The following is an 11,113-nucleotide window of genomic DNA, read 5'->3' as shown; positions in this document are numbered from 1 at the left end:
GGCCGGCGCGCCGGGTGCGCGGCGGTGGCCACGCTGGCGGCGGCCGCGAAGGCCGTGGTCCCGCCAGGGCGTACGACGTTCGTGCTCAGCGCGCAGGAGGTCTTCTCCTGGGTGGGCCTGTCGTCCCTCATCGCACGCGGGGGACCTGTCGATCGGGTGACGATCCTCGCGCCGGGCGAGGACGCCCGGGCCGATGTGGACAGGGCCACGAGCACCCTCGGCTCCGCCGCGGGAGGACTCGGTGTCGTCGGCCCCCGAACGGTCCGTTGGCTGGCACCGGCCGTGCTGCAGGCGGGCTCTCACATGGAAGTGGTGACCGCGGCGGAGGCGGCGTGGCTGCTGCAGACGGCGGCGACGGCCACTGGCATTCGTGTCGGGCCCGACACGGCGTGGGTGGCGGCACCGCCGCGTGCCTCGCTGCGGGTCGCGCACACGGACGAGGCACGCTCGGCCTCGGCTGCCGCGCTGACCGATCTGGTCGAGCGTCACGCGGTCTCCGCTCACGAGTGGTCCGTGCGTCGGGCCGTGCTCGAGGCGTTGCCGGCCTGGGCGCGTGCACGCGCGTCGGTCGACGATATCGGCAATGTCACGGTGTCGGCCGGATCGGGCGACGGTGCCACGGTGTTCATGGCCCACATGGACGAAGTGGGGTACGTCATCGAGTCCATTGCCGGCGATGGGACGGTGACGCTGACCGCACAGGGCGGTGTGTCCGCCTCCGCCTGGGAGGGCCAGACGGCCCTCGTACACTTCGACCCGCCGGGTGCACCGAGCACCACGACCGGGACGGGCCTCCAGGAGTCGCGCTGGGTGGCGTTGTCGCTGGCCGCGGCGGCGCCGTCGCCGCTCAAAGGGGTCTTCCGGATCCGTTCGTCGGCCGAGCAGAAGACGCCCGCCGTGGCGCAGGCCTGGTTCGGTCTGGACGCCGCTGGCCTGGCGGCGCGCGGCGTGACGGTGGGATTGCAGGTCACCAGCCACAAGGAAGGGCTCCGACTCGGGCGCACGCGCTACACGGCGCGAGCGCTCGACGACCGCGCCGGCACGGTGGCCCTGCTGCGCGCCATCAACGCCATCGACCCGACGCAGCTTCCCGGCAAGGTCTACTTCGTCTGGTCGGTGCACGAGGAAGGCGGCCTGTTCGGGGCCGCGGCCGTGGCCCGCCGACTCGGGGCCACCACGACGCGCATCTACTCGATCGATACGTTCGTCTCCTCCGACACGCCGCTGGAGCGTCGTCACTTCGCCTACGCGCCGCTGGGGCAGGGACCCGTGCTGCGGGCGATCGAGAGCTCCAGCGTGTCTCCCGAGCACGAGCGGGAGCGGACGCGCCGCGCTGCCGCGTCCGCCGGTATCGCGATCCAGACGGGGCTGACGCAGGGCGGCACCGACGGCACCACGTTCACCTTCTGGGGCGCGCCGAATCAGGGGCTGTCGTGGCCCGGCCGCTACAGTCACTCGCCCGGTGAGGTGCTGGATCTGCGCGACCTCGACGCGCTGGGTCGACTGATCGCCGCGCTGGCCACGGCTCGCTGAGCCGTCAGCGCGACGACGACGCCAGCGCGCCGCCGAAGAAGCGGAGCGTGTCCTCGAGGTGCGCCTCCCAGTAGGCCCACTCGTGGGCCCCTGGAAACTCCTCGTAGGTGTGCGGGATGCGTCGGTCGTTCAGCGCCGCATGGAGCGCGCGGTTCGCGTCGATCAGCGGGTCGTCGAGGCCGCAGTCGAAGCGGAGTGGCGGCAACGCCGCGCCGGCGCCGACGATCGCATCGAGCACCGAGGTGTCAGACGGCGCGAAGCCGAGCGACGCGGTGTCTTCCTCGATGAACGCCGACATCTGGACCGCGTCCGTGATCGACGAGTGCCCCGAGATGGCGCGGAAGCGCCTCGCGTGTCGCGCGCCGATCCTGAGCGCTCCGAAGCCACCCATCGAGAGGCCCGCGATGCACAGGGGGGTCGTCTCGAGGACGCCTGGAAGGGCCAGACGCGCCGCCGCGGGCACATCCTCGACGATCCACCGCTCGTAGTCGGTCCCGTCGGCGTGGCGCGCGTAGCCGGTGCCATCCCCACGAAGTCCATCGCTCGGCATGGCCAGCGCGACCGGCGGGATCTGTCCGGCGGCACACAGGCGGGCGGCTGTCCGGTGCGCTCCGCCGCGCAGGGCCCAGCCCCAGTGACTGCCGTAGACGCCGTGCAGGAGGACGACGAGCGCCGTGGGGACCTGACCGGTCGGTGCCCAGAGAGTGATGTCGCCCCGCCCTCGCAGCGCGGTGCTCTTGACGGCCACGTGACGCAGGCCGTCCATCTCGAAGCGCGGGTCGGAGATGTCGATGGTGCGAAACACGATGGGGCGTCAGCCTTCCGTCACGCGTTGGCGAGCACGCGCCTGATGGCGTCCCGCAGGGTCGGGTCGATGCGGCGGTCGCTGAACGCCATGCTCACTTCGTAGCCGCCGCACTCGTACTCGCCGGCCGTCGGGATGTACCACGGGCCGCCGTCGCCGTACGCGGCCGTCGCGAGCAGACGGCCTGGCACCATGGCCTGCGCGGCCAACTGATACTCGACGAACGCCTCGGCAGGCAGATGCAGCAGACCGAGGTCGTTGACGCGCAGGCTGCTGATCACGATGGGCAGGCCGGACGCGATGCGCTCGAGCCACGCCAACTGGAACGCCGGGCGATTGCGATTGACGATCGTGTTGGTGGGCGTGGCGATGTCGCGAGCCAGCGCCGCCGCATCGAGGAACGGATTGGCCAGCGGCGTGATGTCGATCGACGTCCACGACACGGCGGCGATCGGCACCGGGCGCAGGTGCGTCAGGCCAGCGGCGAGCGCCTCGTGCAGACGTCCCGTCAGCACCTCGCGCATGGCCGGGCTGCCATCGTTGTACTTGCCGGCCGTCACGTTGCCGGCGCAGCCCGTGAAGTACAGGTGGGCACAGGTCGGGTCGGCGGCCTGCAGCCGCTTGCGTGCCAGCCCGGCGAAGTCGCTCGAGACGCGCCCGTCGCCGTAGTAGCTCATCGGATGCGTCGCGTAGTAGTGCAGAGCGGCCACTCTCTCGGTACCGTCGTAGAACGCGACGGTCTTCGCGTCCGGATCGATCAGACCTTCGGGCATCGCCCGCAGTGCGGCATCGCGCGTCGCGCTGCCACGCATGGCGACGACCTGGTTGGCCGCGTCGCGCGCGACGCGACGATTGGACGCGATCTTGTCGACCCGTGTGGACGTCCCCGCCACGTGGGTGATGCGGCGAGCCCGCGGGATCGCTGCCGAGACGGCCGCGTGCGCCCGCTGCAGGCACTCGGCGAAGAACGCCGGCGCGATCACGTGCGGCAGGCCCGGGTACGCCGCGACGATGCGCTGGGTGTCGAGGCACGCAAACGGCGCGTTGTGCTGATGTACGACGTGCAGCGCCACCCGATCGGGGGTGGTGCCCGCGGCCTCGGCCAGTGCCTGTCGCCAGTGCAGGTGCGCGACGTTGAGCAGGCCGGTCCAGTCCACGGCACACAGGACGATGGGCGCGCCGGCGCCGAGCAGCACGACGCCATTGGCTTCCAGCGGGTCGTCCACGGCGACCACGCTGGTGATCCAGCCGCCGCAGAGGGCATGGCCGACGGGTGGCGTGACGTCGAAGCGGAACGTGGCCAGACGAAGCGCGCCGACCGCGCGGGTCGCGTCCGCCCGGAGGCTCTCCGGCACGGTCGTCCAGGCGGCCCAGGCGGCGGAGGCACCTGACGCGGCCGTGCGGGCGAAGTCACGGCGGGAGAGCCGCCCCTGCGATGTGGTCCTCATCGTGCGCGCATCTTAGCGGATGCGCTCGTGGTCGAAGACGATGACGCCCTTGGCGTTGGCGCCCGTCAGCATGTCCTCCAGGGCCGCACCCAACTGATCGAGGTGATACGTCCGGGTCACCAGCGCATCGAGGTGCAGGTCGCCCTCCAGGTAGTGGCGGAAGATCCACGGGAAGTCACGGGCCGGCTGACAGCTGCCGTAGAGCGGCGTCACGTAGCGCTTGTTCCACATGAACCACGGCATCGGCACCGTCACGGGGTCGTTGATGCCGCTGACCTGCAGGGCGAGCCCGCCGTCGCGCACGAGGAGCAGTGGCACGAAGGCGAGCGCCGGCACGCTCGTGGCCTCGAAGGCGTAGTCGGCGCCGCGTCCACCGGTGCGCACGCGCACGGACTCGACCGCGTCGCGCAGCTCGGGGTCGTCGCGCCGCGCCTCGATGATGTCGGTCGCGCCGAGCGCGCGGGCCCGCGCGAGTGCGGCAGGATTGGTGTCGATGGCGACGATGGGCGTCGCACCGGCGATGCGTGCCGCCTGGACGATGTTCAGGCCGACGCCGCCGCAGCCGAGCACCGCCACGCTCTCGCCGGTGCGTACCTGCGCGACGTTGATCACGGAGCCGACACCGGTCATCACGCCGCAGCCGCTGATGGCGGCGACCGGAAAGGGCACCGCGTCGGGCATCGGCGTGACGGCCTCCTTGCGCACCAGCGCCAGGCCAGACAGCGTGCCGATGTTGAAGGACCGGTCAACGGGACGGCCTCGCCACGTCGTGCCGTCGGCATGGGCATGCCCGCGCGACGGCTCCATCACGTGTGCCGGTCGACTCGTCTCGCAGAGGACGGTGTCGCCACGCTGGCACTGGAAGCAGGTGCCGCACGGAATGCACCAGTTGAGCACGACACGATCGCCAGGCGCGACGTGCGTCACGCCCGGCCCCACCTGGCGCACGACGCCGGCGCCTTCGTGGCCCATCACCAGTGGCCGCTTCCACGACAGCGACGCGTGATCGGTGTGGCAGATGCCGGCCGCGCGGATCTCCACGAGCACTTCGTCGGCGATAGGCGCCGCCACCTCGATGTCCTCGATGCTGAAGCCACCAGCCCCATCGGCGATCGCGGCCCGGGTCGTCGTCATCATCGGGTGCGCAGGAAGGCGATGACGTCGGCGACGTCCTGAGCGGTCATGCCGAGTTCGCTGGCGCTCATCATGATCGAGCGGGGCAGCCGCTCGCGTGCCTTGACGCGGTCGAGCGGGATGACCTGGGTGGCGCCGCCCATGCTGCGCATCATCAGCGGGTCGCCGTCCTTGATCAGCAGGCCCTGGATCGTCAGTCCGTCCCTGGTGCGGACGGTCGTGCCGGCGTACCCATGCGCGATGCCGGCATCGGGATCGACGATGGCCGTGGTGATCGCGTCGAAGGTCTTGCCGCGCGTCCATCCATCGAGCGCCGGGCCGACATCGGCGCCGACGCCGCCGAGTGCGTGACACCCCACGCAGCGCGTGAACCCCTCCCGGCCACGGGTGGCATCACCCTGGAGCGCGGTCACGTCGGGCACTCGAAGGGACACGCTGGCGGACGCGCGCGGGGGCAGTTCGGCAGCGGTCAGGGTCAGCGTGTCGGGGTCGTAGATGCCGCGACGCTCGAGGGTCGGCCGCAGGTCGTGGTCGGCCCAGTCGTTCGACAGACGATTGAGCACCCACCATGTGGCGGGTTCCTTCAACGGGCCCGGCGTGGCCGCCAGCTCGATCATCTCCGTGGACGCGGCGCGCGTGTCGATGAACGCGAGCGCGTCCATGGCGCGCCGACGCTGGTCCAGGGGCAGTCGCGACGACCCGGCGCGTCGGGCGAAGGCGTCGATGGACGCCGGCACGTGCAGCCGCCAGGCGATCCAGGCGAAGGCCGGCGACCACGCCAGCGCATCGCCGCGTCCCAGATCGCGGCGGAGTCGGTCGTACAGGGCCGACTCCTTGCCCGTGGCGCCCGTCCCCAGGGCCTCGAGGTAGCTGCGGTCGACGCCGTCGAAGCGAGCGGCGACGTCGTGCAGGATCGGCAGGGCCTCGCTGGCGGGGCGGTCGCGCATCGACAGGGCGACTTCCCGTCGCACGCCGGCATCGCTGTCGCGTGCCAGGCGGGCGGCCACCGGGAGCACGTCGAGCCCGGCCCGTCGCATGGCCCGGAATGCCGCGATGCGCAGCGCCGGATCGGGCAGGTCGGCCGGGTCGCCGACGCGCCGCTGACCGTCCGGCCCGAGCTGGGAGAGGAGGTAGAGGGCGCGGCCCCGAATGTACGGGTCGGGATCGGCCAGCAGTGCGGCAACGGGATCCACGGCCGATGCGCCACGCGCCTTGAGGCCCATGAAGCCGATGGCGCGGACGTTGATCGCCGGCGAGCGCAACGCCGTCACGAGGCCGTCGAGCGTGGACGCGTCGAATCGCGGTGGTCGCGACACGAAGCCCTTCGGAGCGATGCGGTAGATCGCGCCTGACGTCGCGTCGTCCAGATCCTGATGGAAGCCGATGATCGGGTCGATCCAGTCGCTGACGTAGATGGCGCCGTCGGCGCCGACCACCACGTCGGACGGGCGGAACAGCGTGGAGATCTCGGCCGTCGTCGACCCTGGCCCGCCGCTGAAGTCGGTGCCGGCCCACTGGCTTTCGACATTGGAGGCCATGAAGTCGCGGCGGCCGTCCAGCGCGAACCCGGCGCCGGTCCGGGTCGGCTGGTAGGCGAAGATCACGTTGCGCCCGGGCTCGGCGGCCAGGAGCGTACCCGCCCAGGCGTCGCCGAGCGCGCCGTTCTCGTAGAACGCCACGCCCGTCGGCGATCCGCCGCCGTAGATGTCCCCGGCTGGAGCGGTCCCGGGATCGTCCTGCCGCCACTCGGCCATCGGCACCGACTGCCCTGGACGACGGTCCGCCTGCCAGGTGCGCTGGCCATCACTCGACGCGAAGCCGAAGTTGGCGTACTCCATCACCCAGCTGACTCGGCAGGCCGGCGGGTCGTCGTTGTCGCTGTGGAAGATGTCGCCGAGCGATGTGACAGCCTGTTCGTAGCTGTTGCGGAAGTTGTGTCCGACGATCTCCAGCTGCGTGCCGTCGGGATTCATCCGCGCCATGAAGCCGCCGACGTACACGTGGCCGTCGTCGCTGCGCGCGCCGGCGAACGTCGCCGGGTCGTGCGGATACGTGAAGGGGCCGATCGGCGCGGCGCGGTACGGCCCGATCGACGTGAAGGTGCGGCCCGACCGGTCGGTGACGCGGGCCCCCATGTTGCCCGAGTTGAAGAGCCACTTGCCGTCGGGGCCGACGGTCACCGAGTGCAGCGAGTGATCGTGGTTGATGCCCAGGAAGCCGGTGAGGCGCACCTCGCGGGTGTCCACGGCAGGATCGAACCGGAGGTTGCGATCGACGTCGGTGTAGACGATCAGATCGGGCGGCTGCGACACCACGACCATGTTGTCGATGACGGCGACACCGAGTGGCGCGATGAGCGCCGGCTCCTGGACGAACGTGTGTGAGGCGTCGGCACGGCCGTCGCCGTCGGTGTCCTGCAGCACCACGATGCGATCGCCGGCCGGCTGCCGGTCGTGGTGATTGCGGTAGCGCACGCCCTCGGCCACCCAGATCCGTCCATCGCGGTCGACGTCGATGTTGGTGGGATTGCGCACCATCGGCGTGCCGGCCCACAGGGTCACCTCGAACCCGTCGGGCACCCGGAAGAGCGCGAGCGGGATCTCGGTGACACGGTCGAGCCGAGGCAGCGGCGGCGCGGCGGGGCGTTGCTGGCCGGCGGGCTGCTGGACCGCGGCGCAGAGCAGGGCGGCGACCGTGACGGTGAGCCGGACGGCTCGGCGAGCGGTCCCTCCCACGCCCGCGGGACCTGCCGCGATCACCGGCTGGCGCGCGCGGCCAGCAGCCCGCGCGTGAAGGTGAGGTTGCGGCGGAGGTCGTCCTCGAGGCTGTCGGCGCGCGCGCTCGTCTCGAGCACGGCCCAGCGCTGGAAGCCGATGTCGCTGAGGGCGGCGACGACGCCGGGGAAGTCGATCGTGCCCTCGCCCATGAAGTGCGGATTGTCCTTGAGATGCACTTCGCAGATGCGGTCGCGCCCGAGCCAGCGCAGTTCCTCGATGACGGCGTGGCCGTTGACGGTGGAGTTGCCCACGTCGTAGTACGTCAGCACCGCCGGCGACTGGCTCCGTTCCATGATCCGGACGTTGTCTCGCGCCGAGATCGTGTCCTCGAGGCCCAGCACGACGCCCGCCCTGGCGGCCTCGGGTGCCAGTTCGCGCAGGAGGTCGCCGACCCGGTCCATCTCCGCCGTCGTCTTCAGCGCGCCGTCGCCGAAGAAGGGCAGCAGCATCACCTCGACCCCGAGGGCCCTGGTCAGCGCGATCCCTTCGGCGACGCGCTGCGGACCGAGCGGATCCGACTTCAGGTAGTTGGTGTGGAGGATGTTCAGGCAGGTCGACGTGATGGGCAGCGCATGCTGACGCGACTCGGTCAGGTACCGTTGCACGGCCTCGGTCGTGATCGGCGTGCGCGCGGCGCCGCGCCCGCTGGCCAGGCTGACCTGCACGCCGTCGAATCCCAGGCGCTTGCCGAGCGCGAACGACTCCGGGTTGGCCTCCTTGCGGAGGTTCCAGTCCGTGACGCCGACCTTGAAGGCCGACGGTGCCGCGAACGTCCTGGCAGCCGCCGAACGAGCGATGTGGGTCGACGCGAGGGCGCCGGCGCCGAGAGCGAGGAACGTGCGTCGTGACGGAAGCATCGGCGTTCTCCTGGGAGATGTGCCGAGCAGCATACCCGAGCCCGTGGCGGCTCAGCCTTCCAGAGTCGCGACGGCCTGATCGATCAGGACGAACGTGGCCCACACCAGGCCGAACGTCATCAGCAGATCGCTCGGCCAGTGCGCCCCCATGCGCACCCGCGCCCAGGCGCCGGCCAGCACCAGGGTCCAGGCGACCACCGAGACGGCGGTGCCCGCGGCTCGCTGGCGCGTGCGCCACGCGTAGATGGCGAGCGGAATCCAGGCACTGAACCACGTGGTGGCGAACGTGGAGGGGAACGAGAAGCCACTCGACGCGCGCACGACCTCGACGAACTCGGCCGTGGGCCGCGGCCGGTGCACGAGTTCCTTGAGCGGCTCGCCGCCGTACCACCAGAGCCCCATGAGTACCGCCGTCGCGACCAGGGCCCGCAGGCGGCCCCGCCAGGTGGCCAGGACCAGACCGATCGCCAGCACGACGTACACGCTCGGCCGTCCGGCCAGCGACGTGATCCACGCCGCTGGCGCCGGCGGAATGCCGAGCCCCTGGATGGCCCGCGCCACCGTCGGATCGCCGGGCAGGCGCGGCGTGAGCATCGCCACGGCCAGGACGATCACGATGACGAGGAGCGGCAGGAGCCAGCGTGGACGCGACGACGATTTCGGCACCGCGGCATGGTAGCGGAAAGAATGCCGGATGCTGAATGCTGAATGCCGAAGGGACAAGAAAGAAGGGAGAAGGGAGAAGGGAAAGGGAGAAGGTTCAGCGCGTGGGCCACGTCCAGGGTGGCTGGTCCTGCCACGGGATGTTGGCGATGGTGGTTTCGCCGTGCTGGCGCTCCAGGGCGACCAAGTGGCACGTCGGGTCTGACGCCAGCGCGTCGATCAGGCGCGGCGCGTGCGAGACGACGATGATCTGGGTCGAGCTGGCGGCCGTCGCGATCAGGCGGGCAAGGGCGGGCAGGAGGTCCGGATGCAGGCTGGTCTCCGGCTCGTTGAGCACCAGCAGTTCCGGCGGTCGGGGCGTCAGCAGGGCAGCGGCCAGCCGCAGGTAGTGCGGCGTGCCATCCGACAGCTCCGCAGCGCGCAGGGGGCGCAACAGCCCGGGTCGTAGAAGCGCCAGCCCCGCATCTGCTCGCGCAGCAGCAGCGCCTCCGGTGCAACGCGGAACTCGTCGGCGTGGGCAGCCCGAGGTCGATGGCGTACGAGAACGTGTCTCCGGCAAAGCCGAGGCGCAGGCTGACGACGCGCCTGCGCGTGGTGCCTTCGAGCGGCAGCTCGGCGCCGTGACGGCTGTTCGGGGCTGGCCCACAGGGTCGACCCGAGGCCGCCCTCGCGGGCCAGCGTCGCCACGAGCTGCCCCTGTGCCGCCCAGGCCAGCAGCCGCAGCGCCCGATAGATGTTCGACTTGCCGCTGCCGTTGGGGCCCGTGACGAGCGTGAGCGGCTGCAGCCCGAGGACGACCTCACGCAGGGACCGGTAGTCGCCGACGGCAAGCGTGCGCAACACCCGACGAGAATTGCACATTACACTGCCGCATGCTGCTCGCGCTGTGGTTGACGATGCAGGCTGCGGCCACGCCCATGGACCTTGCCCAGGCAGAGAAGCTGGCGGCGCTCGCGCTCGCGGGTGTGCACCAGGAGTATCCGAACAAGATCGCGCACACACTGGCCTCGGATGCCGACGCCAAGGTGCCGCGCGCGCTGACGCCGGCGTTCTACGGCTGCTTCGACTGGCACTCGTCGGTGCACGGCCACTGGCTGCTGGCGCGCGTGGCCCGGTTGTATCCGGGCACGCCCCTGGCCGCGCGTGCGGAGGCGGCGCTGGCGCGCAACATCACCGCCGAGCGGGTGGCAGGCGAGATGGCCTACCTCACCGCTCCGGGGCGGCAGGAGTTCGAGCGGCCCTACGGCCTCGCCTGGCTGCTGCAGCTGACCATGGAGTTGCGCGAGTCGGAACGTCCGCAGGCGCGTGCGCTGGCGCGACTGCTGGAACCGATGGAGGCCGAGGCCGTCCGTCGCTTCATGGACTGGCTGCCGAAGCTCACCAGGCCGATTCGCACCGGCGAGCACTCGCAGACGGCCTTCGCGTTCGGCCTCGCCCTCGACTGGGCGCGGGCGACCAGGCACGCCGCGTTCGAGGCGCTCCTCGTCGAGCGGTCCCGCACGTTCTATCTGAACGACACGGCCTGCCCGCTGTCGTACGAGCCCTCTGGGCAGGACTTCGTGTCGCCCTGTCTTGCCGAGGCGGACCTCATGCGGCGCGTGCTGCCGTTCTCCGAGTTCCCGACCTGGCTGACCGGCTTTCTGCCGGACATCCCACTCCACTCCCTGCGCGTCCCGGCCCACGACCCCGCTCGGGGCACGCCCGTCGTGATGGGGGACGCCTCCTGGCTCGAGCCCGGCGTCGTCCTCGACGCCACCGACGGCAAGCTGGCGCACCTCGACGGCCTCAACCTGAGTCGCGCCTGGATGCTGGAAGGCATCGCGTCGGCCCTGCCGGCCGCCGACCGTCGCCTGCCCGCCCTCCGCGCCGCCGCGGCGCGGCACCGCGACCTCGGCC

General features: G+C 71.4%; 8 protein-coding genes and 1 pseudogene. 2 read left to right on the top strand and 7 right to left on the bottom strand.

The features are described 5' to 3' along the window. The coding region (locus Q0C41_RS26135) for a M20/M25/M40 family metallo-hydrolase (RefSeq protein WP_291988992.1) at positions 1 to 1,533 on the top strand (1,533 nt) is incomplete at its 5' end. Positions 1,534 to 1,537: 4 nt separating this feature from the next. Here Q0C41_RS26135 and Q0C41_RS26130 read toward each other — a convergent pair. The 7 genes and pseudogenes from Q0C41_RS26130 to Q0C41_RS26100 all read right to left on the bottom strand — a co-directional run bounded on the left by Q0C41_RS26130 (position 1,538) and on the right by Q0C41_RS26100 (position 10,078). Then, positions 1,538 to 2,338 (bottom strand): alpha/beta hydrolase family protein, encoded by an 801-nt coding sequence (locus Q0C41_RS26130; RefSeq protein WP_291988990.1) that lies wholly within the window; start codon positions 2,336 to 2,338, stop codon positions 1,538 to 1,540. A gap of 20 nt (positions 2,339 to 2,358) precedes the next feature. Further along, positions 2,359 to 3,786: a hypothetical protein gene (locus Q0C41_RS26125; RefSeq protein ID WP_291988988.1), complete on the bottom strand. Its 1,428-nt coding sequence runs from the start codon at positions 3,784 to 3,786 to the stop codon at positions 2,359 to 2,361. A 12-nt stretch (positions 3,787 to 3,798) separates the two neighbouring features. Beyond that, positions 3,799 to 4,923, bottom strand: coding sequence for an alcohol dehydrogenase catalytic domain-containing protein (locus Q0C41_RS26120; RefSeq protein ID WP_291988987.1), 1,125 nt, complete (start codon positions 4,921 to 4,923; stop codon positions 3,799 to 3,801). Next, positions 4,920 to 7,655, bottom strand: coding sequence for a PVC-type heme-binding CxxCH protein (locus Q0C41_RS26115; RefSeq protein ID WP_291988985.1), 2,736 nt, complete (start codon positions 7,653 to 7,655; stop codon positions 4,920 to 4,922). The genes Q0C41_RS26120 and Q0C41_RS26115 overlap by 4 nt, the downstream gene beginning before the upstream one ends. 20 nt (positions 7,656 to 7,675) lie before the next feature. Further along, complete coding sequence (locus Q0C41_RS26110) at positions 7,676 to 8,554, bottom strand: sugar phosphate isomerase/epimerase (protein WP_291988983.1); 879 nt, start codon at positions 8,552 to 8,554, stop codon at positions 7,676 to 7,678. A gap of 51 nt (positions 8,555 to 8,605) precedes the next feature. Next, positions 8,606 to 9,220 carry a phosphatase PAP2 family protein gene (locus Q0C41_RS26105; RefSeq protein WP_291988981.1) on the bottom strand — a complete coding sequence of 205 codons (615 nt, stop codon included), beginning with the start codon at positions 9,218 to 9,220 and terminating at the stop codon, positions 8,606 to 8,608. A 94-nt stretch (positions 9,221 to 9,314) separates the two neighbouring features. Beyond that, positions 9,315 to 10,078: pseudogene (locus Q0C41_RS26100) on the bottom strand (AAA family ATPase). Positions 10,079 to 10,089: 11 nt separating this feature from the next. On the opposite strand from Q0C41_RS26100, the gene Q0C41_RS26095 reads away from it, so the two are divergent. Then, positions 10,090 to 11,113: DUF2891 domain-containing protein (locus tag Q0C41_RS26095; RefSeq protein WP_291988976.1), on the top strand; the 1,024-nt coding region annotated here is incomplete at its 3' end.

Origin of the sequence: Luteitalea sp., assembly GCF_022842525.1 — a bacterium.
Classification (GTDB): domain Bacteria; phylum Acidobacteriota; class Vicinamibacteria; order Vicinamibacterales; family Vicinamibacteraceae; genus Luteitalea.
The sequence above is the reverse complement of the archived record's forward strand: the minus strand, read 5'-3'. Positions and strand labels throughout refer to the sequence as shown.